Origin of the sequence: Burkholderia sp. IMCC1007 (assembly GCF_027257875.1) — a bacterium.
In the GTDB taxonomy this organism is placed as follows: domain Bacteria; phylum Pseudomonadota; class Gammaproteobacteria; order Burkholderiales; family Burkholderiaceae; genus Burkholderia.
Window position 1 is genome coordinate 39,779 of sequence record NZ_JAPVQY010000007.1, and the last position, 22,854, is coordinate 62,632.

Below are 22,854 nucleotides of genomic sequence, written 5' to 3' on the forward strand. Positions count from 1 at the left end.
CCGCGCGTCGAGCGGCCTGTCTACAGGTCGAGTACCAGCATGTCGGTTCTGGATCGCGAGCAGCAGGGCATGAACTGGTCGCCGGCCGCTTTTTCTTCGTCGGTCAGATACGAATCGCGATGATCGGGCTCGCCTTGCAGCACGCGCGTCATGCACGTGCCGCATACGCCTTGCTCGCACGACGTCAGCACGTCGACGCCGTTTGCGGCCAGTGCCGCGACGACGGTGCATGCGGCAGGCACGTCGATCACCTGGCCGCTGCTCGCGATGCGAACCTGGAACGCGCGATCGGTGTCGGACGATTCGACCGCGCCGCCGAAGAATTCGTAGTGCAGCCGCTCGTCGGCCCAGTTGCGTGCGCGGGCTTCGGCCAGCACCGCATCCATGAAGCCGCGCGGGCCGCACACGTACAGATGCGTGCCAGCCGGCGCCGCGGCGAGCACGGCGGCGAGGTCGAAGCGTTGCGCGGGGTTGCCGTCGTCGACGTGGAAGTGGGCGCGATCGCGGAACCCGGCGGCGTTGATCCGTTCGACGAACGCCATGCGATCGGTCGAGCGCGCGCAGTAATGCAGGTCGAACGCGATGCCGGACGAAAACAGCCGTTCCGCCATGCACAGAATCGGCGTGATGCCGATCCCGCCCGCGAGCAGCAGGTGATGCGGCACGTTCGGTGCGAGCGGGAAGTGGTTGCGCGGCATCCCGATCTTCACGGTATCGCCTTGCCGGACTTCGTCGTGAATGGCGCGCGAGCCGCCGCGCCCGTCGGCATCGCGCAGCACCGCGATCTGATAGCGGTCGCCGTGTTCGGGGTGATTGCACAGCGAGTACTGGCGCACGAGCCCGCCCGGCAAGTGCACGTCGATATGGGCGCCCGCATCGAAGCGCGGCAGCGGCGAACCGTCTTCGCTGACGAATTCGAATCCGCAGATGTCGCGCGCTTCCTGCCACTTGCGGGCGACCCGGACGGTCAACGTCGCGGTGCTCATGATGCCTCCCTCACCGGCGTGACCGGAATCACGGGCCGTTGCGGGCTCGACGCGCGTTCGGCGGCGAGCAGCCGGTCGATCACCTTGCGCGACAGCACGCCGCCGGCGTCGATGTTGAGCTTCAGCAGCGTGCGATCGGGCCAATGCTCGAGATTGCGCTGCTGGCGCTCGAGCATCTCGAGATCCTCGGCGAAGATCTTGCCCTGGCCTTCGCGGATCTCGGCGGTCAGCGCGGGATCGTCGGGCCGGAAGTTGCGCGCCATCCCCCAGAAGTACCAGATCGACGTGTCGGTCTCGGGCGTGATGAAGTCGACCACGATCGACGACGCTTTCCTGTTCGCCGGCGCATCGTACCCGCCGTGGCCCGCATGCGCGACGCCGACTTCGATCATCACGTGGCTCGGCGGCGTGAAGCGACAGATCTGCCAGCGATCGACCGGCACGTCGTCGGCGAGGCCGTTGCCGCGCAGCGCCATCTGCCAGAACGGCGGCGGCATCACGTTCTGCATGAAGCGGCTCGTGACGACTTCGTCGCCGTTGGCGGTCGTCTTCGGCGGCGCTTCGTCGATTTCCTTCTGGCCGATGCTCGACGCATGCACGTAGGTCTCGTGCGTGAGGTCCATCAGGTTGTCGATCATCAGCCGGTAGTCGCAGCGGATGTGATACAGCCCGCCGCCGTGCGCCCAGGCCGGATCCTCGGCCCACGCCAGCGCGGGCAGCTTCGCGGGATCGGCTTCGGACGCATCGCCGGGCCACACCCAGATGAATCCGTATCGTTCCACCACCGGAAAGCTGCGAATCGGCGGAAACCCGCCGACGCGCTGGCCCGGCATGCCGGCCGTCTTGCCGTTGCAGCCCATTTCGAGACCGTGATAGCCGCACACGAGCACGCCGTCGCGCACGAACCCGAGCGACAGCGGCGCGCCGCGGTGCGGGCAGAAGTCCTCGAGCGCGGCCACCTGGCCGTCGGCCGCGCGATACAACACCATCGATTCGTTGCAGATCTTGCGGCCCAACGGCTTGCCGTCGATTTCGTCGGGCGTGGCCGCCACATACCAAGCGTTCTTGAGAAACACGTTCGTCGTCTCCTTGAGGTTGGCGCTGCGGCGCCTCTTCATTCCGTGTACTGAATGAGATTCAGTGTACTCATCGAGATTGGCGTGGGCAAGCCGGGCGGTATACTGGTTTTCCCGGGAAATGGCGCGAGGCAGCGCCATGCCGTCGGCGCACGCAACCGGCGTGCGCGGCCTATGTCATCGACTCATTCATGGAAAAAACGAATCCCGCCGACCTGCCGGCTTTCCCGCTCGATCTGTACGACGAACCCGGGCACCTGATCCGGCGCGCGCACCAGATCGCGGTTGCGATGTTCTACGAGAAGCTGGGCCGGGACGTGACGCCGGTGCAGTACGCGGTCCTGCGGATGCTCTACGAGTGTCCGGGGCTCGACCAGGTGACGCTCGCGCAGCGGGTTGCGCTCGATACGTCGACCACCGCGGATCTCGCGGTGCGGCTCGAGGCGAAAGGATTGATCGTGCGCGAAGTGCTGCCGCGGCGTCAGCGGCGGCTGCTGTTGACGCCGGCGGGCGTCGAGCTGCTCACGCACCTGATTCCGTCGGTGAAGGAATTGCGGGCCGGGCTGTTCGACGGAATGGGCGAGGACGATGCGCAGGAACTGGTGCGGCTGCTGCGCAAGTTCGTGCATCTGAACAACGAGCAGAGCCGCGCGCCGCTGCGGGTCGGCGAGGATTCGTAGCGGTTCCTGATTCCCGCGCGACGGCGCAGAAGCCGCGGCGCGGCGGCGGCGGGCGTGCTGCGCGCCCCTGCCTGCGTCACGCGTGACGTGTCACGTCACGCACGCGGCGCTTCTCCTTCCAATCGCCGCACCGCTTCCGCGACTTCATTCCTGAAGCGCACCAGCGCCGCCTGCTCGGGCGCGGGCGGCTGCACGGCCGCCCACAGCATGTCGATCAGCTGCGTGGCCGTCGTTTCCGTATCGAGCTTGCGGTGCCCGAGGATCGCATCCCACAGCACGTGCTCGATCGGCCCGAACACCATCGAGCGCAGCAGGCTCAGCGGCATGTCGCGGCGCACCTGCCCGGCCGCCTGGCCGCGCGCGAGCACGTCCATCAGCGGCGCCGTGTAGCGGCGCTGCAGCGCGGTGAGCTCGTCGCTCAGCGCATGCTGCTTCGCACGTCCTTCCGACAGCACCAGCGCGCACAGCCCCGTGCCATTCACCAGCATCAGCCGCAAGTGCGTGCGCACGATGAACGCGAACTGCTGCTGCACCGACGCCTCGAGCGGCATCCCGTGTTCGAACGCGGCAATGATTTCGTCATACCAATCCGCGATCACGCGCGCGCACAGCTCGCGCTTGCCGCGGAAATAGCTGAACACCGTGGCCTCCGACACGCCGACGCGCTGCGCGATCTCGGCGGCCGTCGCATGCTCGTAACCCTTCTCGGCGAACACTTCCCGACCGGCGCGGAGGATGTCCTGCACGCGCTGCTGGGACTTGCGCCCGGCGGGGGCGCGCGACGAGTCGGCGCGGTCGGCTTTGGCGGTGGCGGTCATGGTGTCGGCGGTAGCGGCTGTCATGCCGCGATGATATCTGAGTATCACTCAAAAAACTATTGACGGCCGACCGGACGAGGCGCGAAACTGTGCAAAATTTCCGCTGCATTGGCTTAATGAATCGACGCATTGATCCGATTTGAGCGAAACTCAGAAATCGGCGCGTGCGACCCACTTTCTGGAACACGGAGGAGACATGATCAACCTGCCCGGCGTGCAATTCATGCTCGGTGAAGACATCGAGATGCTGCGCGACGCCGTCGCGACGTTTGCGGCGAAGGAAATCACGCCGCGCGCGGCGGAGGTCGACCGCACCGACCAGTTCCCGATGGATCTGTGGAAGAAGTTCGGCGATCTCGGCGTGCTCGGCATGACCGTCGCCGAGGAATACGGCGGCGCGAACATGGGCTACACCGCGCACATGGTCGCGATGGAGGAGATCTCGCGCGCATCGGCGTCGATCGGCCTGTCGTACGGCGCGCACTCGAACCTGTGCGTGAACCAGATTCACCGCAACGGCACCGAAGCGCAGAAACAGAAATACCTGCCGAAGCTCGTGTCGGGCGAACACATCGGCGCGCTCGCGATGAGCGAGCCGAACGCCGGCTCCGACGTCGTCAGCATGAAGCTGCGCGCGGACAAGCGCGGCGACCGCTACGTGCTGAACGGCACGAAGATGTGGATCACCAACGGCCCCGACTGCGACACGCTGGTGGTCTACGCGAAGACGGACGTCGAAGCGAATTCGCGCGGCATCACCGCATTCATCGTCGAGAAGGGGATGAAGGGCTTCTCGGTCGCGCAGAAGCTCGACAAGCTCGGCATGCGCGGGTCGCACACGGGCGAGCTCGTGTTCCAGGACGTCGAAGTGCCCGAAGAGAACATCCTCGGCCAGCTCAACGGTGGCGTGAAGGTGCTGATGAGCGGCCTCGACTACGAGCGTGCGGTGCTGTCGGGTGGGCCGACGGGCATCATGGCCGCGTGTCTCGACGCGGTCGTGCCGTATATCCACGACCGCAAGCAGTTCGGCCAGGCGATCGGCGAATTCCAGCTGATCCAGGGCAAGGTCGCCGACATGTACACCACGTTCCAGGCGTGCCGCGCGTATCTGTACGCGGTCGGCCGCCATCTCGACTCGGCGGGCAGCGACCATATTCGCCAGGTACGCAAGGACTGCGCGGGCGTGATCCTCTACACGGCCGAAAAGGCGACGTGGATGGCCGGCGAGGCGATCCAGATCCTCGGCGGCAACGGCTACATCAACGAATACCCGGTCGGCCGCCTGTGGCGCGATGCGAAGCTGTACGAGATCGGCGCCGGCACGAGCGAGATCCGCCGGATGCTGATCGGCCGCGAGCTGTTCGCGGAAACGATGTAACGCCCCACGTCACGCGAACGGAGCCCCGTCGATGCCGATCATCGAATCGAAACTGAATCCGCGTTCGGAAGAATTCCGCGCGAACGCCGCGGCGCTGGAGGCGGTCGTCGCCGACCTGCGCGCGAAGATCGAACAGCTCGCGCAAGGCGGCGGCCAGGCCGCGCGCGACAAGCACCTGTCGCGCGGCAAGCTGCTGCCGCGCGACCGGATCGCGCAACTGCTCGACCCCGGTGCGCCGTTCCTCGAGCTGTCGCAGCTCGCGGCGAACGGCATGTACAACGACGACGCGCCGGGCGCGGGCGTGATCACCGGCATCGGCCGGATCGCGGGCCGCGAATGCATGATCGTGTGCAACGACGCGACGGTCAAAGGCGGCACGTACTACCCGATGACCGTGAAGAAGCACGTGCGCGCGCAGGAAATCGCCGCGGAAAACCGGCTGCCGTGCGTGTACCTCGTCGATTCGGGCGGCGCGAACCTGCCGAACCAGGACGACGTGTTTCCCGATCGCGATCACTTCGGCCGCATCTTCTTCAACCAGGCGACGATGTCGGCTGCCGGCATCGCGCAGATCGCCGTCGTGATGGGCTCGTGCACGGCCGGCGGCGCGTATGTGCCGGCGATGAGCGACGAGTCGATCATCGTGAAGAACCAGGGCACGATTTTCCTCGGCGGCCCGCCGCTCGTGAAGGCCGCGACCGGCGAGGAAGTGAGCGCGGAGGATCTCGGCGGCGGCGACGTGCACACGCGACTGTCGGGCGTGGTCGACCATCTCGCGCAGAACGACGCGCATGCGCTGTCGATCGCGCGCAACATCGTCGATCATCTCGCGCCGAAGATCGCATCGCCGGTGGCGCTGCGCGAACCGAAGCCGCCGCGCTACGACGCGAAGAGCCTGTACGGCGTGATTCCCGTCGATACGCGCAAGCCGTTCGACGTGCGCGAGGTGATCGCGCGCATCGTCGACGATTCCGAATTCGACGAATTCAAGGCGCGCTTCGGCACGACGCTCGTCACGGGCTTCGCGCACATCTGGGGCCATCCGGTCGGGATCATCGCGAACAACGGCATTCTGTTCTCCGAATCGGCCGTGAAGGGCGCGCATTTCATCGAGCTGTGCTGCCAGCGCAAGATTCCGCTCGTGTTCCTGCAGAACATCACGGGTTTCATGGTCGGCCGCAAGTACGAGAACGAAGGCATCGCGCGTCACGGCGCGAAGATGGTGACGGCCGTGTCGAACGCGAAGGTGCCGAAGTTCACGGTGATCATCGGCGGCTCGTTCGGCGCCGGCAACTACGGGATGTGCGGCCGCGCGTTCGGTCCGCGCTTCCTGTGGATGTGGCCGAACGCGCGGATCTCGGTGATGGGCGGCGAGCAGGCCGCGTCGGTGCTCGCGACCGTGCGTCGCGACGGCATCGAGGCGAAGGGCGGTGCGTGGTCGGCCGAGGAAGAAGATGCGTTCAAGCAGCCGATCCGCGACCAGTACGAGCGCCAGGGGCATCCGTACTACGCGAGCGCGCGGCTGTGGGACGACGGCGTGATCGACCCCGCGCAGACGCGCGACGTGCTCGGGCTCGGCCTCGCCGCGTCGATGAACGCGCCGATCGACGACACGCGCTTCGGCGTGTTCCGCATGTAACGGCCGGGAGGACTCATCGATGCGATACGAAACGATCAAGGTAAGCGAAGCCGGCCGCGTGGCGACCGTCACGCTCGCACGCCCCGACGTGCGCAACGCGTTCAACGAGACGACGATCGCCGAGCTGACCACCGCGTTCGAGTGGCTCGACGCGCACGAAGGCGTGCGCGCGATCGTGCTCGCCGCGGAAGGCCCGGCGTTCTGCGCGGGGGCGGACCTGAACTGGATGAAGAAGATGGCCGGTTACTCGGACGACGAGAACCGCGCCGACGCGCGCAAGCTCGCGCGCATGCTCGAGGCGATCCACCGCTGCGGCAAGCCGGTGATCGCGCGCGTGCACGGCGACGCGTATGCGGGCGGCGTGGGCCTCGTCGCGGCGGCCGATATCGCGATCGCGGCCGACGGCGCGAAGTTCTGCCTGTCCGAAGCGCGGCTCGGGTTGATTCCCGCGACGATCGCGCCGTACGTCGTGCGCGCGATGGGCGAACGCGCCGCGCGCCGCTACTTCACGACGGCCGAAGTGTTCGACAGCACACGCGCCGCAGCGCTCGGCTTCATTCACGACGCGGTGCCGGCCGACGCGCTCGACGACACGGTCGCGAAGCTGGCCGCGGCGCTCGTCGCGAACGGCCCCGACGCGGTGAAGGCGTGCAAGCGGCTCGTCGCGGACGTGGCCGGCCGGCCGCTCGACGCGACGCTGATCGAGCAGACCGCCGACTGGATCGCGCGGACCCGCGCAGGCGCGGAAGCGCGCGAAGGGATCGCATCGTTCCTCGAAAAGCGCACGCCTTCGTGGCGTGACTGATGGCGTGCCAATAACTTTCCGGACGATACCGAAGCCATGTTCGACAAGATTCTGATCGCCAACCGCGGTGAAATCGCGTGCCGCGTCGCCGCGACCTGCAAACGTCTCGGGATCGCGAGCGTTGCCGTCTATTCCGACGCGGATGCGCACGCGAAACATGTCGCCGCATGCGACGAAGCCGTGCATATCGGCGGCTCGGCGGCAGCGGACAGCTACCTGCGCATCGAGCGCATCATCGAGGCCGCGCGCGCCACCGGCGCGCAGGCCATTCACCCCGGCTACGGCTTTCTGTCGGAGAACGAAGATTTCGCGCACGCGTGCGAAGCGGCCGGCATCACGTTCATCGGGCCGCCGGTCGACGCGATCGCGGCGATGGGCTCGAAGGCGGCCGCGAAGGCGCTGATGCACGCGGCCGCGGTGCCGCTCGTGCCCGGCTATCACGGCGACGACCAGGATGCGGCCAACCTGCATCGCGAGGCCGACGAGATCGGCTACCCGGTGCTGCTGAAGGCGAGCGCGGGCGGCGGCGGCAAGGGGATGCGCGTGGTCGAGCGCTCCGAGGACTTCCTTGCGGCGCTCGCATCGTGCCAGCGCGAGGCCGCGAGCAGCTTCGGCAACGACCGCGTGCTGATCGAGAAATACCTGACGCGGCCGCGTCACGTCGAAGTGCAGGTGTTCGGCGACACGCACGGCAACACCGTCTATCTGTTCGATCGCGACTGCTCGGTGCAGCGCCGTCACCAGAAGGTGCTCGAGGAAGCGCCGGCGCCGGGTCTGCACGAGGACGTGCGCGAGGCGATGGGCGAAGCGGCCGTCGCGGCCGCGCGCGCGGTGAATTACGTCGGCGCGGGCACCGTCGAATTCATCATGACGGGCGAAGCGTTCTACTTCATGGAGATGAACACGCGGCTGCAGGTCGAGCATCCGGTCACCGAGATGGTCACGGGGCTCGACCTCGTCGAGTGGCAACTGCGCGTCGCAGCGGGCGAGCCGCTGCCGCTGAAGCAGGACGAGTTGCGCGTGCAGGGTCATGCGATCGAAGCGCGTCTTTACGCGGAGAACCCGGCGCGCGGCTTCCTGCCGTCGACGGGCACGCTGAAGCACCTGCGGCTGCCGCAAGGCGTCGAGTTCGCGATCGGCGCGCCGGTGCGCGTCGACAGCGGCGTGCGCGAAGGCGATGCGATCACGCCGTTCTACGATCCGATGATCGCGAAGCTGATCGTGCACGGCGCGGACCGCGAGGAAGCGCTGGGCCGGATGCTGCGTGCGCTGCGCGCATGCGAAGTGGTCGGCCTGCACACCAATGCCGCGTTCCTGCAGCGGATCGTTACTTGCGCGCCGTTCGCGATCGCCGATCTCGACACGGGGCTGATCGAGCGCAATCACGATGCGCTGTTCGCGCCGCAACAGCCGCCGCGCGCGACGCTCGCGCTGGCCTGCGCGGCATTGCTCGCACGCGAACGCGACGCGGCTGCGCGGGAGGGGGCGTCGCCGTGGTGTTCGCTGCCGGACTGGCGGCTGAACGGCGGCTATCGCCGCACGCTCGACTGGCATGCGCTCGAACGCGAAGCCGACGTGACGGTGACTTACGACGACGACGGCAACGGCGCGGGCATCGCGGTCGGCGATGCGGCCGCGCAACCGTTCGCGTGGGTGCGCGGCGCGACGCCGGTCGACTTCGACGTGACGCTCGGCGGCGTGCGCAGCAGCGGCCGCGTGTATGCGGACGGCGACAGTTTCCACGTGTTCACGCAGGGCATGGCCGAGACGCTCGAATGGCGCAACGACCTGGCGCACGCGGGCGATGTCGAGCATGGCGGCGGCCGCCTGACCGCGCCGATGCCCGGCAAGGTCATCGCGGTGCTGGTCGAGCCGGGGCAGAAGGTCGACGCCGGCGCGCCGCTGATCGTGATGGAAGCGATGAAGATGGAGCACACGATCGGCGCGCCGGGCGCGGGAGTCGTCGCGGAAGTGCTGTACGGCGTCGGCGATCAGGTTGCGGACGGTGCGCAGTTGCTGGTGATGGCGGAAGGCTGAGCGTTGTATGCGCGTGAGGGCCGTTGCCGGCTCTCACGCACGGGCCATCGTGCCCCGTATTATCCAAGCGTGCCGGACACCACTGCGCCAGAAGTTTTGTGCCTTCCAGGGTATCGAGAAAGGTGTTGCCCTATCAACTCAAGTACAAAATTCTGCCAACGGTAACGTCATTCAAGCGTCTCCTGCTGCTCGCGTACAATGGCTTCGTCAAGCAGGAGGATCGCTTTTGATGGACGGTCGTCTGATAGAGATGGTGCGGGATGAGGCCGATTCGCCACTATGGGGCGAGCTCGAGATTACCGAGGACACGGATCTCTGCATCGATCTTGAAATTTCCGACAGGGCCATGTTGAGATTGATGCGGAGATTTTCGGAAACGTTTGGTGTTGATATTTCCGATTTCGATATTGATTATTATTACCCTTCCCGGAAACTGGGATTGGGTCGATTCTTGATGGCGGTATTCAGGTCGCGATTCAGCGCCGACGCCAGGGACAAAATACTGGAACGTCCGCTCACCATCAAAATGATGGAGGCGGCGATTGAAACCGGGCGGTGGGCGATGTAACCACTCGAAAAACCGGCCAGGCATCGCCCGGTTCGTTGCGGGCCATCCATGTCAGTGCCCCGGCACGCCGTCCGCTGAAACGGCGCGCTGTTCCCGCTGTGCGCCGCCCCACGCGCCACACCGGCTCCTTCGAATCTCCCGCGCCGCCGCCGATGACCGCCCCGGCCTTTCTATCGACGGCGCACCTGCCATTTCCACACCCACGCGGGCATCTGCATGCACGCCGGCCCCTGTCGCGCGACACTCTCGTGTAACACGTCAAACTTAGCATCTCGGCGTCGATATGACCGACGCGGCTTCGCGTCCGCGTCACGTCATCCCATCCACGGAGAACCGTTATGCGAAAGTCGGCCCTGCGGCCTTTGGCGGTCGCCGGCGTGCTCACGCTGATCGCACTCCTTAGCGCCTGCAACGACGACCTGACCGCCACCCCTGCGCCAGTCGCGCAGCAGAAGGCCGCATGCGGCGGCGGCACGGTCGCGACCGCGCAACTGCACTGCCCGCCGGGCTTCACCGCACCCGCTTCGTCGCCCGCATCCTGATACCGGCCGATTCCACCAGAAATCCAATCACGAGCACTCAGCATGGCCATCCATTCGCGACGCGATTTTCTGAAGTTCTCCGCCGGCCTCGCCGGTGCGACCGCCGCCACCGCGCTGCTTCCCGAGTCGATCCGCAAGGCGCTTGCGATCGAGCCGAATACCGTGACGGGCACGATCCGGGATGTCGAGCACATCGTCGTGTTCATGCAGGAAAACCGCTCGTTCGACCACTACCTCGGCCACCTGAGCGGCGTGCGCGGCTATAACGACCGCTTCCCGGTCACGCTGCCGAACGGCAAGCCGGTCTGGTTCCAGCCGCGACAGGAAGACCACGCGAGCGTGATCGCGCCGTTCCGCTACGACACCACCGACCCGGGCGTCAACGCCCAGTGCATCGGCGGGCTGCCGCATACGTGGGCGACGACGCACGGCGCGATCGACAACGGCCGCGCGGATCAGTGGGCGGTGCAGAAGTCCAACATGACGATGGGCTACCACGTCCGCGACGATATCCCGTTCCACTACGCGCTCGCGGATGCATTCACCGTGTGCGACAACTACTTCTGCTCGATTCCGGGCAACACGCATCCGAACCGGATGTACCTGATGACGGGCATGGTCGATCCGCTCGGCACGGGCGGCGGCCCGCTGCTCGACAACACCGACTACATCGACAACCAGTTCGACAAGATCCAGTTGCCGCCCTTCAGCTGGACGACCTACCCGGAGCGGCTGGAGAAGGCCGGCATCTCGTGGCAGGTCTACCAGCAGGGCACCGGGTTCGACAACTTCACCGGCAACTACGGCACGAACATGCTGGCGTGCTTCAGCAACTTCGTGAACGCGCCGGCCGGTTCGTCGTTGCAGGCGCGCGGGATGAGCACGCGAGCCATCACGCAGCTGAAGGCCGACGTGCAGGCGAATGCGCTGCCGCAGGTATCGTGGCTGCTGCCGCCCGCCGCGTATTCCGAGCATCCGAAGTTCACGCCGCTGTACGGCGCGTACTACCTGTCGACGATCCTCGATGCGCTGACGTCCAACCCCGAGGTGTGGAGCAAGACCGTCCTGCTCGTCATGTACGACGAGAACGACGGCTTCTTCGATCACGTCGTGCCGCCGTCGGCGCCGACGCTGCCGGGTTCCGGCATGAGCACCGTCGACGTGTCGCTCGAGCGGCACGACCACGTGACGGCGACGCAAGCCGGCACGTATACGGCCGACAACCTGCCGTACGGGCTCGGCCCGCGGGTGCCGATGTTCGTCGTGTCGCCGTGGTCGAAGGGCGGCTTCGTCTGCTCGCAGGTCTTCGATCACACGTCGGTGCTGCAATTCATCGAGAAGCGTTTCGGCGTGATGGAAACGAACATCTCGCCGTGGCGCCGCGCGATCTGCGGCGATCTCACGTCGGCGCTCGACTTCTCGAAGTCGGATACCGCGTTGCCGACGCTGCCGAGCACGCAGTCGTATGTCGCGCAGGCCGACCTGCAGTGTTCGCGCGCGTCGTCGCAGACGGCGCCGGCCAGCACCGCGCAGCAGGTCGTGCCGGCGCAGGAGCCGGGCACGCGGCCGGCGCGCGCGCTGCCGTACGAGCTGCACGTCACCGGCCAGCTCCAGGCGCAAGGCTACGCGCTGACGTTTGCGAATACCGGCACGCAGGGCGCGCACTTCTGGGTCTATACAGGCGATCCGACCGCGATGCCGCGCCGCTATACGGTCGAAGCGGGCAAGCAGCTGACCGATACGTGGGCGCTCGACGCGAGCGGCAACTACGTCGTGAGCGTGTGGGGCCCCAACGGCTATTTCCGGCGCTTCGCGGGCTCGGCGGCAGCAGACGCCGCCGCGAAGCCGGAAATCACGCCGTGCTACGACGTCGCCAACGGCGACGTATACGTGACGATCGCGAATGCCGGCGCCAGCGCGCTCACGGTCACGGCGACCGACGTCGCGTACGGCGGGGCGCCGCGCACGCTGACGGTTCCGGCGGGACAGCGCGTCGAGGCGCACTGGGACCTGTCGTGCAGCAGTCGCTGGTACGACCTGCAGTTCGCGGTAGCAGGCAATGCGGGCTGGGTGCGCCGCATCGCGGGGCACGTCGAAACCGGCAAGACCAGCATCACCGATCCCGCCGCCGTCGCGCCGACGATCAACGCGATCTGACGGCAACCGGCGTGCGCCGGCCGGTCGAAGCCGGCCAGACAGCGACGTGCAAAAGGGCGCCGATGCGCTGCTGCTCTGAAGAAATGGTGCGGTTGAAAAGAAACCGTCGAACCGGGGGATTCGACGGTTTTTAAAGGCACGAATTTGACGGCTCCGAGGGAAGGCCGCCGAAAATAATTTTATAGGTTAACAAGTCGAAGGTACTGTTAAATATCTTGCTGAGGCGAACTGTCATATAATTCTGTCCGATATTGTCGGTGGAATTAAGGCTGATTTCTCTTTAGATATTGGTAATATCGTTTGAAACGGCGCGATTAAAGTTCGGCTCGATCGAACTGCGTGGGCAATGTGGCTGAAAGTCATGTCTGGTGGGCTCCATGTCGACTGCCAAGGCGGCGTCATCGATGGTTATTCGTCACATCAAATGCGTTCGCTTTTTGAATGCCTGTCGAGAATAAATAATCGGATCGTCATTTGGGGCGATTAATAAGCTGAATCGGCCTGAAATTCCAGGCGGTTTTGTGTAACCTGTCGCACTGTCGGCAGGGTGTCGGTGTGGTGTATTTTCCCTGTTTGAAGTTCGTTGACGATATCGGATTTGACGGCGCGCCGAAATCAAAAGTACGCTCCCGGAAAAGATCGAAACAACAGGATGGGCCGGGGTAGGCGGTGGAACATGTCGTTGTCGGCTTGCTCCACATGTATCTTGAGCGCGGGCCGCCATCGGCGGCCCGACATTTGCCGGAGCGCCGGATGACCACGGTCGAACCTCGCCCTGGGGCGAACAGGGAAGCGTATCGGGACGAGATCGATCTCGTATTCGGTGCCGCTGACGATCACCCCGACCTCGCGTCGATACGCAGTTTCGTCGAAAGCCGGCTCGGGTTTGCGCGCGAGCCGGTGTGCCGGGCCGATCTGTCGGGCGGCGTGCTGTATCACGAATGCCTCGCGCGGTTGCGGTCGGGCGCGCGCAATACGCTGCCGCCGCTCGCATTCCTGCCACGTCTCGAATCGCTCGGGCTGATGCGCTGGTTCGACCGGCTCGTGGTCGACCGGATCATCGACGCGTTGCACGCCGATCCGAAAGCCGTGTACGGCTGCAATATCGCGGCGGCGAGCGCCGTCGTCGACGACGCGTGGCTGGCCGTCATCAGGCGGCTCGAGCGCGAGCCGTCGCTCGCGGCGCGGCTCGTCGTCGAAATCACCGAGACGGGGCCGCTGGACCCCGTCACGGGCCGCTCGTTCGTGAATCGGTTCAGGCGGGCCGGATGCCGCGTCGCCATCGACGATTTCGGCGTCGGCTTCAGCGCGCTGAACAGCGTGGTGATCGGCAATCCCGATATCGTGAAGCTCGACCGATCGGTGCTGTCGCTGATCAAGCGCAACACGATCGGGCGCTACCAGTTTCGCCGGCTGATCGCGTTTGCGCACGAGAGCGCGCGGCACGTCGTCGTCGAAGGCGTGGAGACCGAGGCTGACCGGCAGATCATCCTGGATTCCGGCGTCGCGTGGGCGCAGGGCGTCCGGTTTTCATGGCGCTCGCCGGCCGTCGCATGACGTCGCGGCGCACCGGTATCGGGCCATCCTGGATCGCGGAGGGGCGGGCATGGCGCACTTGAAAGCCCGGCCTGGAGCGGGCCCGCAGGCGGCCGACGGGCGCGCGCTCGTCGCGATCGCCGAACTCGCCGACATGCTGCGGCAGCTCGGTGCGGACGCAGCCGATGCGCGGTTCGACGTCGCGCCGTTGCTCGACGGCCTGAACGCCGTTGCGCATCGTATTCAGCGGATGAAGCCGCTCGACGCCGAGCGCCGCGAACTCGCGGCGCGGCACTATTACGCCGGCGTGATCGCGGGCGCGTGCGGCGACGATTCGGCGATCGCGCGCGGCGTGTCGGGCAGCGTGGCGCGCCACGCCGGCCGCGTCAGCCGCCAGGCGAACCGCTGTTTCGCGGCGCTTGCGCGAGTCGGCCGCCGGCATGGCCTGGCGTTCGCCGCGCACCACGGCGGCCCGTGCCGGCCTGGCGCACCGCTGCGCGCGTGATGTCCGGCTCACGCTGATAACCGGCTCACTCCGATAGCAGGCTCACCCCGCAACGCTCCGTCGGTGGAACCGAAAATCGACGCGCCGCAGCGTTATTTCCGCAGAAAGCGCAGCGCGAGGCGCGCCATGCGCGGGACGAACATCGGGCGCAGCAGCCGCTTGTCGTACCCGGCCATGCGCCGGTCGTTCTCGCTGAGGCACAGCTGGATCAGCTCGCGCGGGTTCAGCGACTCGCCGATATCGGCGGTGCCCGTCGCGGGGAAGTTCGCGTCGCGCGCGACGCCATCGGTGTCGATGCCGCGCGCGATGCCGATGCGCTCCCGGATCAGGGCCGCCCATACGGCCGCCACGCGCGCGAAGAACCAGGGCCGGCGCCACCACGGCAAATTGCGCCAGTACCACGCGTACCAGTTCACGAAGAACAGGATGTGCCGGCCTTCCTCCTGGATCACGGGTTCGAAGGTTTCGACGAGTTCGGACGGGAAATAACCGGAGCGTTGGGCGGAGCGGAACAGTCCGAACGCGAAGAAGCTGTCGATGCACTCGCTGAAGCCGGTCATCATCCACGACCATTCGGGATCCGTCGGCGCCGGATACGGCGGCTCGGGCGCGAGCTCGATGCCGTATGCCTGCACCAGCTTCGACAGGACGACCTTGTGGCGTGCCTCCTCGCCGCCGTCCATCTCGAGCGCCCGGCGCAGCAGCGGATCGTCGACGGTCGCGGCGAAGGTGGCGACGCGGATTGACGCGCGGCCTTCGGTCTGCACGGCGATGTCCCAGATCGGCAGCGACGTCAGTCGTTTGAGCGCGTCGGGTTGGAGCGCGGGCCAGTCGATGACCGCCGGTTTGTACGGGTTGTGTGTGTCGAGCAGCATGCGGCAGAACATCTGCCTGTGCGCATCGGAACCGATCCTGACCGGACCCTGGCTGTCGAAGGTCCAGTTGCGCATGGCGTGATCTGCCGCTGCATGCTCTTCGTGCAGCGTGTCGGACATGGCTGTTGTTACGCGATTACGGAATGAAAGATTCTTGCATAGCTTCCATAAACGCGTATTTTCGCGTGCTGTCGAGCTGCCGTGCTGCCGCAGAACGTTCAGGCCTGCGTGTCGACCCAGAGGCGGCCCCACCGGGACGCATACGCGAGCGCGTGTTCCTCTTCGAAGAAGAAGTCGATTGCGTCGAACGAGACGGCGCGCGGCGACGGGCCGCCGGTGGCCTTCTCGATCGTCAGGTTCGCGGCGAACAGCCCATTCGGCAGCCGGGCGGCGGCGGGGGCTACTTCGTAGCCCTTGTAGCGGATCGTGCGGTTCATGGCATGCGCGCAGAGGGTTCGGGCTTTCAGCGTACGAAAACCGGCAGCCCGCGTGAACCAATCTTTCGGCCAATGCAAATTCCGTGGCGGGCCGAATCGTTATCGGTGCGGCGGCGGGGTTCGATGGAACGGAAGGCGTGCGCGCGGCTCGCGCCGGGCTTCGGGACGCGCGCCGCCCGCCGCCGGCGAGCGTGATCGGCCGGGGCGGGCGGCGGGAAGGCGGCGATCAGTGGTTGGCGATCTTCAGCACGGGCGCGAGCGCGTCGACCGACGCGGCATGCGTGGCCGCGCGATGCGACGCGAACGCGAGCGCGAATTCGGCGGCTTGCGCGCCGACCGTCTCGAGCTGCGCGACGACCTTCGGGTCCGAGCAGCTGTCGGCGCTGTCGAAGCGCGTTTCGAGCGTGTTCACGGTGGCGCCGAACGGCGTCGGCCAGCCGCGCAGCGCGTGGACGATCGAGCGCAGCGACGTGAGCACGGTGCCGGCGGCCTGCCAGCCGTACGCGGTGACGATCAGGCCGACGGCGCGGCCGTCGAGATACGGACGGTCGTCGGCGCGCAGTTCCTCGAGCGTGTCGAGGGCGTTCTTCACGAGGCCGGACACGCCGCCGTGATAGCCGGGCGTCGCGATGATGATCGCGTCGGCTTCGCGCACGGTGTCGATCAGCTCGCGCTGCGCGTCGGTGAGCGTTTTGTGTTCGGGGGCGTAGTGCGGCAGCGTATGCAGGAACGGGCCGTCGAACAGGCGCGTGCGTGCGCCGGCGGCTTGTGCGCCGCGCAGCGCGAACGACAGTGCGCGCTCGGTCGACGACGCGGCTCGGGTGGTGCCGCCGATGCCGACGACGAACGGGCGGCGGTGTTGATCGAATGCAGTCAAGGGGCGCTCCTAAGATGGCTTGCCCGGCTAAGCACAGGCTTAAAACCAGATGGTAACGACCCTGTCGCCACTCTGAAAACGACTTTTCGTTCTATCGATATGCCGTGCGCGCAGGTCGCGCGTGCGCGCGGCGCCGCAGATGGATAGCAGAAATGCTTGGTTGGGACGGCGTGCCATGCTCGCTAAGATGGACTCGTCTCCTCCATGATGTCTCTACTGACATGGGTTGGCCCCGCCGCGCGGATGCAGGCGGGGCTTTTTTTCGTCTGTCGCCGGTGTGCGGTGCGTGGTGCGTGGTGCGACTTCGTCGACGCGTCAGCCGAACACCGGGCGGAAGAAGCTGCGTTCGTAGCTGACGATGCAGCGCGTTTCCTCCGCATAGCGGAACGCCGCCTGGCAGGCCGGATCGTCTTTCGAACGTTCGCGGTAGCGCTCGTATTCGGCGAGGCTCGGAAACGAGAACATCGCGAGCGCGATATTGCTCGCGCCTTCTGACGGCAGGTAGTAGCCGTGATGCGTGCCACCGAATTGCTCGACGAGCGGGATCCACATCTTGCCGTAGGTCTCGAACTGCTCGAGTTTGTATGGATCGATGACGTAGCGAAGGAAGCAGGTGACCATGGGCGCTCGCGGTGCGATGAAGGAACAGCGAGTCTGGATTGCGTCGCGTGGCGTGTCAACGCCGGTCGGCACGCTCCTAGACTTCGGTCATTCGAACCACGGAGCACTGCGATGTCGATTTCCCGGAACGCGATCGCCGAACGTTCACCCGACGCGCCGCCCGTGATGCGCACCGACCCCGCTCGCCGCGCAGCGCGGGCGGTGCAGGTCGCCGGCTTCGCGGCTCGGTGGGCAGCGTATCGTCATTGCGCGTGCGCGCGTGGCGCGTGCCATCGCGGCGGCGGGACCCGACAGGCGGCTGCGCCGCGGCGTGCGTTCCGCAGCGATGGGCGTGGCACGCGCGGCGAGTTGCCGGTCGTCGCCGTGGCGCCCGCGTCAGCATGGTCGGGTCGCGACCCGCCAGGCGTGCATCATGCGGGATCGTTTCGCCATGCTCGCGTTGTGATGCGCTATCACTCGTCGCGATTGCGCGCGCCGCCATCGGTGTCGCCGCCACTTCGTGCGAGACGCCACGCGATCGTCCCCAGCACGCCGACCGCGACGACCAGCGCGCTCCACAGCACGTAACGGCGGGTTGCGTCCGTATCGGCGACGGCCTGATCCGGCGATGCCGGTGATGCCGCCAACGCCGCGCTCACGCGTGCGGGCCGGACTTCCGGCGCCATGCCGACCAGCAGCGCATCGCGGCTCACCGCCGACGACAGCAGTGCCGCATTGCCGACGCCGAGCGTGAATGGCGGCGTGCCGCGCGCGACGAAGGTCAGCGCGGCCGGATGCCAGCCGACCGAGACGGCCGGCTGGCCGCCGCCGAGGCCGCCGTTGCGCATGTCGACGACGATCCGCCATGCGCGGTCCGTGTCGGCGGGGAATTCGAGCGGCGGATTGCGCTGTTCGCCGCCCTTGCCCTGCAGGCGGAACAGCACGGCGCCGGCAACGTCGCGCCACGGCGCCTGTGCGTCGGGGCGGCTCTGCAGCGTTGCGCGCGCAACGGTATTCGGCTGCGGCAGGTCGATCCGCACGCGGTCGACCGGATAGGCGCCGTCGGTATCGAACAGGTATTCGCCGCGCGCGCTGCCGGCGCGCACGTGCGTGGCGTCGCGCCATTGGCGCGGCACGGCCGCCGCGTCCGCCGAGCGTGCATCGCGCGGATGCGTCTCGACGTCGACCGACCCGATCGCGGGCGCGCCGTCGAGCCAGTCGAGCCGCAGGTAGCGCGGCCCCGCGCCTTCGAGCGCGATGCGTTCCTGCACCAGCATGTCGCCGCCGCGCCCGACCTTCAGCAGTTGCGTGCTGCCGAGCGCACGCCAGCTGCGCAGGTCGTCGCTGGCAGCGACGGCGACGCGCCCCTGGTAGCTGTCGTCGTTCACACGCACGAGCAGCGCGTCGATTTCGCCGTTCGCATGCGACAGGTCGACGAGATCGGACCCATGCCGCGCGCGGGCCGGCGCGGTGGCGGCCGCGCGCAGCGAGCCGTCCGGGGCGACCGACACGCCGAGCGGCGCGTGGCTGTCGTCGGTGCGGGCCGGCGGCAGCGGGAACCATTGCACGGGCGTTCGCGACGGCGCCACCGCGGCCGCGACGGGCGCATCGAGCGAATACGGCACGGGCTCGCCCGCGCTGTTGAAGATGCGCACGTCGCCGAGATCGTCGCGCCGGCTGCCCGCATAGACGGCCTGCGGCACGGTGAGCTGGTAATACGCGGCGCTGCCGTCGAGATCGAGCGAGAAGCGATGTGCGACGCGTTCGGCGCCCGACGTGCCGTCGGCCGCCGCGAACGACGTCAGCAGGCTCAGGCCGAGCAGGGCTGCGAGTCGTTTCATGGTTGGGGCTCGTTGCGTTGCGCCGCGGCCTTCGGCGGCAGCGGCGAGAAGTAACCGATCAACAGCAGCAGCACGCCGATGCCGATGAACGACACGATGCGCTCGATGCCGGCGACGTGCGACAGGTCGAACAGGAACAGCTTGATCACCGTGAGCGCGAGCAGCGCGGCGCCGACGAACCACAGCGCACGCAACCCGCGACGCGTCGCCCAGATCATCGTCGCGAGCGCGCAGACCGTCCAGTACACGGACACCGACGCCTGCACGAGCGTCGATTCCGCCATCGCATCGAACGCGTACGGCACGCCGGTCCAGTGATGCAGCGTGCGCAACAGGATCGCGTTCAGCCACAGGAATGCGGTCGCGCCGGCCGCGCCGAGCAGCTCGACGCGATAGTCGTCGAACGACCAGCCGAGCTTGCGTGTCCGCACGAACCACGACGCGGCGAGCGCATAGACGACCACGAGCACGAGATCGAGCGGATTGAGCAGCGGGATGCGCGCCCAGCTGCCGCCGTCCTGCGTGAAGTTCGCGTAGAAGGTCCAGGCCCACATCACGACGATCAGCGGCAGCGCCGCGAGCCCGCACACACGCGCGATGCCGTCGCGGCGCACGAGCCACATGCCGGCGAACGCGAACAGGCTCCAGCCGACCATGAACACCTGCTGGATGCCGAACGACGACAGCACGGTGTCGATGTCGTAGCCGAAGTGGAAGCGCTGATGCAGTGTGCGCAGCAGCAGCGCGTTGAACCACAGGAACACGGTCGCGAGCGCGGCAAGGTCGATCGCGAGCGGCTGCCACGTGACGCCGAGCGCTTTCAGGCGGCGCAGCCACGTCGGGCACGCGACGAAGATCAGCAGTTGCGCGACGTCGAGCGGATTGAGCAGCGGTAGCCAGAACAGCGGCGACGCGTCGCCGTCGCTCGTCACGCTGACGATGCTCCACAGCCACAGCAGCGCGGCGAGCGGTGCGGCGCCCCAGACCTGATAGGCGCGCGGGAATGCGGCAATCGGCCAGCGCACGCGCGTGCCGGGGCCGGCCACCAGCAGGAGCAGCGCGCCGAAGCCGTATGCCCATGCGCTCCAGCTCCACGCGCCTTCGGGGACGAACGCGCGCAGCCGCCAGAAGCCTTCGAGCGAGAACAGCCCGCACAGCGTCCAGAACATCAGCGTATGCAGCGGCGCGCTCACGCCGGCGGGAATGGCCGTCGCGCCGGCCGAGGTCACGGCCGACGTGCCGGCGGCCGCCGTATCGCGCGACTGACGCCACAGCAGCGCATAGCATGCGACGACGGCGATCGGCCATGCGAACGCGCCCATGCCCGACAGCGGCGCTTCGTGCGCGTCGAACGCGCGCAGCGCGAGCAGCGCCAGCACCGGCGTGAGCGCGAGCGCCGGCCACTCGGCGATCGGCCACGCGAGCTTGCGGCGCGCGACGTGCGCGAGCCACGCGGTGCCGGCCGCGAACAGCGCGGTGGTGTCGACGACGAAGCGGTCCGCATGCAGGTCGACGTGACGGCTCGCATAGACGAGGATCTCGTGCAGCCCGCCGCTCACCCACCACAGCAGCCCCCACGCCGCGGCGGCCGCGCCGACCTCCGGCATCCATGCGCGCCACGCGCGCGCCTCGTCGCGCCCGTGCAGCCACCAGCCCGTGAACAGCCCGGCGAGCGCGATCAGCAGCATCGCGATATACGGGCTGTTGAGCACCGGCAACGCGTTTGCGTCGACCGGCGCGAGCATGCTCGTGAAGAATGCGCCGGCCGCGGCGACCTGCATCAGCAGCCCGAAGCCGAACGGCGCGAGGCGCTTCTCTCGCACGCCCACCCACACGATGGCCGCGCCTTCGATCGCCCATGCGGCGCTCGTCGTCGGGCCCGAGAACGCGAGCGGCACCGCCAGCGTCGCGAAGATCACCGCGAGCGCGAGCATCGCTTCGAACAGCAGCTCGAGGCGGTCGCGGCGCCGCGCGAGCCATGCGGCGACGGCAACGTAGAATGCCGACAGCGCGACGGCGCTCCACGCGAGGCCGAACGGCATGTCCTTCACGAGCGACGCCTGCAGCGCGGTCGCGACGATCGGGGTGCCGAACACGAGCGTGCCGTCCACATAGTGACGCAGCGCGAGTTCGCGTTTGACGGCATAGAGCAGCGCGATGCCGACATACATCAGGAAGAACAGGATCAGGAACGGCTCGGTGCTCGCGAACAGCGCCGGGCGGTAGGCCGTCACGCCCCACGCGGAGCCGATCGTGAACGTGAACACGAAGCCGAGGAGGTTCAGCGGGCGCCATGCCTTGAACCACGCGATCGCGAAGATGCCGGTGTTCAGCAGCCCGTAGTAGCTGAACAGCGCGACGTGGCTGCCGTGGCCGGTCGACAGCAGCACCGGCGCGAGAAAGCCGCCCGCGCTGCCCATGAACGCGAGCGGCAACGCGTTCTGTTTCACCGCGAGGAAGGCGCTGAGCGCACACACCGCGACCATCAGCGGGAACGCCGCGCCGACGGGCAGCAGCGGGTAGAGCTTGGTCGCGGCGAAGATCGTCAGATACAGGATGCCGATGCCGCCGCCTTGCAGCACGAGGCCGTACGCGGCGCGGCGTGCGCGCACGCGCCAGCCGATCGCGAGCAGCGCGGCCGCGGCGAGCGCGGTGCCTGCGAGGCGGAATTCGATCGGCAGCAGGTTGTTGTCGGCCGCGTACTTGAGCAGGAACGCGACGCCGAAGAACAGCACGATGATCCCGACGCGCACGACCGTGTTGCCGCCGAGCAGCCAGTCGCGCGCCGCGCGGAACGCACGTTCGACGATGTCGGGTTCGTGCGGCGTCAGCGGCGCGGATGGGGCGGGTGGGGCAGTCGCGGCAGCACGCGCGGTCGTTGCGGGCGCATCGATCGGTGCGCGGGCAGCAGCGTCGGCGTCGTGCGTGCGCGGCGTGGCGACCGCAGGCGCGGGAGCCGGGGTGGAGGTTGAAGATGGCGCACTCGCACTCGCACTCGCACTCGCACTCGAGCTCGCGGCGGCAGGCTGCGTCGACGGTCGTGGCGGGATCGACGCGGCGGGTGGCGTGACGACGGCGGCCGAAGACGCCGCTGACGGCGCTTGCGCGGCGCTGCTGCCGGTCGCTGCCGCGCCGGCCTTCGCACCGGCGAACTGACCGCGCAGCACGTCGAGCTCGCGCGTGAGCGTGTCGACCGTCGCTTCGAGACGCGCGACGCGATCGGCGAGGGTCGCGGGCGGCTGCGGTGGCGTCGTCGTTGCCGCGATGGCGAAGGCGTCGCGCGCGGTGTCGCTGTCCCTGCGCTTGCGTTGCAGCAGCGCGTGGCCGACACAGAACCCGACCGCCGCACCGAGCAGCGCGCCGCTGGCGGCCGAAAAATCCCCGAACAATGCGGCGATACCGCCCACGATGAAGCCGATTGCGGCAAAAGCCCAATTCATCGCCTTGCTCCCTCTCTCATTTCGTTATCGTGCGTCGATCGTGATACGGCCCGATCA

General features: G+C 67.5%; 19 protein-coding genes and 1 pseudogene. 11 read left to right on the forward strand and 9 right to left on the reverse strand.

Translation table 11 applies throughout. The features are described 5' to 3' along the window. Window positions 1-20: 20 nt before the first annotated feature. A complete protein-coding gene (locus tag O1Q03_RS09125; RefSeq protein ID WP_269502922.1) occupies window positions 21-986 on the reverse strand; it encodes a PDR/VanB family oxidoreductase in 966 nt (321 codons plus the stop codon). Further along, window positions 983-2,062 carry an aromatic ring-hydroxylating dioxygenase subunit alpha gene (locus tag O1Q03_RS09130; protein WP_269502923.1) on the reverse strand — a complete coding sequence of 360 codons (1,080 nt, stop codon included), beginning with the start codon at window positions 2,060-2,062 and terminating at the stop codon, window positions 983-985. Before O1Q03_RS09130 ends, O1Q03_RS09125 begins: the two co-directional genes overlap by 4 nt. Window positions 2,063-2,253: 191 nt before the next feature. Here O1Q03_RS09130 and O1Q03_RS09135 point away from each other — a divergent pair, with 191 nt between their 5' ends. Continuing rightward, window positions 2,254-2,742, forward strand: coding sequence for a MarR family winged helix-turn-helix transcriptional regulator (locus O1Q03_RS09135; RefSeq protein WP_269502924.1), 489 nt, complete (start codon window positions 2,254-2,256; stop codon window positions 2,740-2,742). 95 nt (window positions 2,743-2,837) lie between these two features. Here the strand turns inward: O1Q03_RS09135 and O1Q03_RS09140 are convergent, their stop codons facing one another. Beyond that, the gene (locus O1Q03_RS09140; RefSeq protein WP_269502925.1) at window positions 2,838-3,584 is read right to left on the reverse strand and encodes a TetR/AcrR family transcriptional regulator; all 747 of its coding nucleotides are present in this window, start codon (window positions 3,582-3,584) and stop codon (window positions 2,838-2,840) included. A gap of 172 nt (window positions 3,585-3,756) precedes the next feature. On the opposite strand from O1Q03_RS09140, the gene O1Q03_RS09145 reads away from it, so the two are divergent. The 10 genes and pseudogenes from O1Q03_RS09145 (at window position 3,757) to O1Q03_RS09185 (ending at window position 14,727) form a co-directional block, all read left to right on the forward strand. After that, window positions 3,757-4,938, forward strand: coding sequence for an isovaleryl-CoA dehydrogenase (locus O1Q03_RS09145; protein ID WP_039339638.1), 1,182 nt, complete (start codon window positions 3,757-3,759; stop codon window positions 4,936-4,938). A 31-nt stretch (window positions 4,939-4,969) separates the two neighbouring features. Next, window positions 4,970-6,577 (forward strand): carboxyl transferase domain-containing protein, encoded by a 1,608-nt coding sequence (locus O1Q03_RS09150; protein ID WP_269502928.1) that lies wholly within the window; start codon window positions 4,970-4,972, stop codon window positions 6,575-6,577. A gap of 19 nt (window positions 6,578-6,596) precedes the next feature. Continuing rightward, window positions 6,597-7,382: an enoyl-CoA hydratase/isomerase family protein gene (locus O1Q03_RS09155; protein ID WP_269502929.1), complete on the forward strand. Its 786-nt coding sequence runs from the start codon at window positions 6,597-6,599 to the stop codon at window positions 7,380-7,382. 36 nt (window positions 7,383-7,418) lie between these two features. Beyond that, window positions 7,419-9,419 (forward strand): acetyl/propionyl/methylcrotonyl-CoA carboxylase subunit alpha, encoded by a 2,001-nt coding sequence (locus tag O1Q03_RS09160; RefSeq protein WP_269502930.1) that lies wholly within the window; start codon window positions 7,419-7,421, stop codon window positions 9,417-9,419. Between the two features lie 98 nt (window positions 9,420-9,517). Continuing rightward, a pseudogene (locus tag O1Q03_RS40145) lies at window positions 9,518-9,649 on the forward strand (STM2901 family protein); the annotation flags it as partial. A gap of 20 nt (window positions 9,650-9,669) precedes the next feature. Next, window positions 9,670-9,987 (forward strand): DUF1493 family protein, encoded by a 318-nt coding sequence (locus tag O1Q03_RS40150; RefSeq protein ID WP_442865776.1) that lies wholly within the window; start codon window positions 9,670-9,672, stop codon window positions 9,985-9,987. A 338-nt stretch (window positions 9,988-10,325) separates the two neighbouring features. Continuing rightward, complete coding sequence (locus O1Q03_RS09170) at window positions 10,326-10,529, forward strand: hypothetical protein (protein ID WP_269502932.1); 204 nt, start codon at window positions 10,326-10,328, stop codon at window positions 10,527-10,529. A gap of 42 nt (window positions 10,530-10,571) precedes the next feature. Then, the gene (locus tag O1Q03_RS09175) at window positions 10,572-12,686 is read left to right on the forward strand and encodes a phosphocholine-specific phospholipase C (RefSeq protein ID WP_269502933.1); all 2,115 of its coding nucleotides are present in this window, start codon (window positions 10,572-10,574) and stop codon (window positions 12,684-12,686) included. Window positions 12,687-13,439: 753 nt separating this feature from the next. Beyond that, on the forward strand, window positions 13,440-14,243 hold the full coding sequence (locus O1Q03_RS09180; protein ID WP_269502934.1) for an EAL domain-containing protein: 804 nt from the start codon (window positions 13,440-13,442) through the stop codon (window positions 14,241-14,243). 49 nt (window positions 14,244-14,292) lie between these two features. Beyond that, window positions 14,293-14,727 carry a hypothetical protein gene (locus O1Q03_RS09185; protein ID WP_269502935.1) on the forward strand — a complete coding sequence of 145 codons (435 nt, stop codon included), beginning with the start codon at window positions 14,293-14,295 and terminating at the stop codon, window positions 14,725-14,727. 92 nt (window positions 14,728-14,819) lie between these two features. Here the strand turns inward: O1Q03_RS09185 and O1Q03_RS09190 are convergent, their stop codons facing one another. The 6 genes from O1Q03_RS09190 to O1Q03_RS09215 form a co-directional block, all read right to left on the reverse strand. Continuing rightward, on the reverse strand, window positions 14,820-15,722 hold the full coding sequence (locus tag O1Q03_RS09190) for a ferritin-like domain-containing protein (protein ID WP_269502936.1): 903 nt from the start codon (window positions 15,720-15,722) through the stop codon (window positions 14,820-14,822). Between the two features lie 98 nt (window positions 15,723-15,820). After that, window positions 15,821-16,039 carry a transcriptional regulator gene (locus O1Q03_RS09195; protein WP_096502005.1) on the reverse strand — a complete coding sequence of 73 codons (219 nt, stop codon included), beginning with the start codon at window positions 16,037-16,039 and terminating at the stop codon, window positions 15,821-15,823. 226 nt (window positions 16,040-16,265) lie between these two features. Next, the gene (locus O1Q03_RS09200) at window positions 16,266-16,916 is read right to left on the reverse strand and encodes an NADPH-dependent FMN reductase (RefSeq protein ID WP_269502937.1); all 651 of its coding nucleotides are present in this window, start codon (window positions 16,914-16,916) and stop codon (window positions 16,266-16,268) included. Window positions 16,917-17,231: 315 nt separating this feature from the next. Continuing rightward, entirely contained in the window at window positions 17,232-17,537 is a 306-nt protein-coding gene (locus tag O1Q03_RS09205) for an NIPSNAP family protein (protein ID WP_269502938.1), read from the reverse strand. A gap of 452 nt (window positions 17,538-17,989) precedes the next feature. Then, window positions 17,990-19,357 (reverse strand): DUF3999 domain-containing protein, encoded by a 1,368-nt coding sequence (locus O1Q03_RS09210; protein ID WP_269502939.1) that lies wholly within the window; start codon window positions 19,355-19,357, stop codon window positions 17,990-17,992. Beyond that, window positions 19,354-22,797, reverse strand: coding sequence for a DUF2339 domain-containing protein (locus O1Q03_RS09215; RefSeq protein ID WP_269502940.1), 3,444 nt, complete (start codon window positions 22,795-22,797; stop codon window positions 19,354-19,356). The genes O1Q03_RS09210 and O1Q03_RS09215 overlap by 4 nt, the downstream gene beginning before the upstream one ends. Window positions 22,798-22,854 lie beyond the last annotated feature (57 nt).

What these genes read in the sequence shown, in the direction of transcription:
- O1Q03_RS40150 (WP_442865776.1), top strand. Translation starts at nt 9,670, where the DNA reads ATGGTGCGGGATGAGGCCGATTCGCCACTATGGGGCGAGCTCGAGATT.
- O1Q03_RS09175 (WP_269502933.1), top strand. Translation starts at nt 10,572, where the DNA reads ATGGCCATCCATTCGCGACGCGATTTTCTGAAGTTCTCCGCCGGCCTC.
- O1Q03_RS09205 (WP_269502938.1), bottom strand. Translation starts at nt 17,537, where the DNA reads ATGGTCACCTGCTTCCTTCGCTACGTCATCGATCCATACAAACTCGAG.
- O1Q03_RS09195 (WP_096502005.1), bottom strand. Translation starts at nt 16,039, where the DNA reads ATGAACCGCACGATCCGCTACAAGGGCTACGAAGTAGCCCCCGCCGCC.
- O1Q03_RS09180 (WP_269502934.1), top strand. Translation starts at nt 13,440, where the DNA reads ATGACCACGGTCGAACCTCGCCCTGGGGCGAACAGGGAAGCGTATCGG.
- O1Q03_RS09155 (WP_269502929.1), top strand. Translation starts at nt 6,597, where the DNA reads ATGCGATACGAAACGATCAAGGTAAGCGAAGCCGGCCGCGTGGCGACC.
- O1Q03_RS09135 (WP_269502924.1), top strand. Translation starts at nt 2,254, where the DNA reads ATGGAAAAAACGAATCCCGCCGACCTGCCGGCTTTCCCGCTCGATCTG.
- O1Q03_RS09150 (WP_269502928.1), top strand. Translation starts at nt 4,970, where the DNA reads ATGCCGATCATCGAATCGAAACTGAATCCGCGTTCGGAAGAATTCCGC.
- O1Q03_RS09140 (WP_269502925.1), bottom strand. Translation starts at nt 3,584, where the DNA reads ATGACAGCCGCTACCGCCGACACCATGACCGCCACCGCCAAAGCCGAC.
- O1Q03_RS09215 (WP_269502940.1), bottom strand. Translation starts at nt 22,797, where the DNA reads ATGAATTGGGCTTTTGCCGCAATCGGCTTCATCGTGGGCGGTATCGCC.
- O1Q03_RS09190 (WP_269502936.1), bottom strand. Translation starts at nt 15,722, where the DNA reads ATGTCCGACACGCTGCACGAAGAGCATGCAGCGGCAGATCACGCCATG.
- O1Q03_RS09160 (WP_269502930.1), top strand. Translation starts at nt 7,419, where the DNA reads ATGTTCGACAAGATTCTGATCGCCAACCGCGGTGAAATCGCGTGCCGC.
- O1Q03_RS09125 (WP_269502922.1), bottom strand. Translation starts at nt 986, where the DNA reads ATGAGCACCGCGACGTTGACCGTCCGGGTCGCCCGCAAGTGGCAGGAA.
- O1Q03_RS09210 (WP_269502939.1), bottom strand. Translation starts at nt 19,357, where the DNA reads ATGAAACGACTCGCAGCCCTGCTCGGCCTGAGCCTGCTGACGTCGTTC.
- O1Q03_RS09170 (WP_269502932.1), top strand. Translation starts at nt 10,326, where the DNA reads ATGCGAAAGTCGGCCCTGCGGCCTTTGGCGGTCGCCGGCGTGCTCACG.
- O1Q03_RS09145 (WP_039339638.1), top strand. Translation starts at nt 3,757, where the DNA reads ATGATCAACCTGCCCGGCGTGCAATTCATGCTCGGTGAAGACATCGAG.
- O1Q03_RS09185 (WP_269502935.1), top strand. Translation starts at nt 14,293, where the DNA reads ATGGCGCACTTGAAAGCCCGGCCTGGAGCGGGCCCGCAGGCGGCCGAC.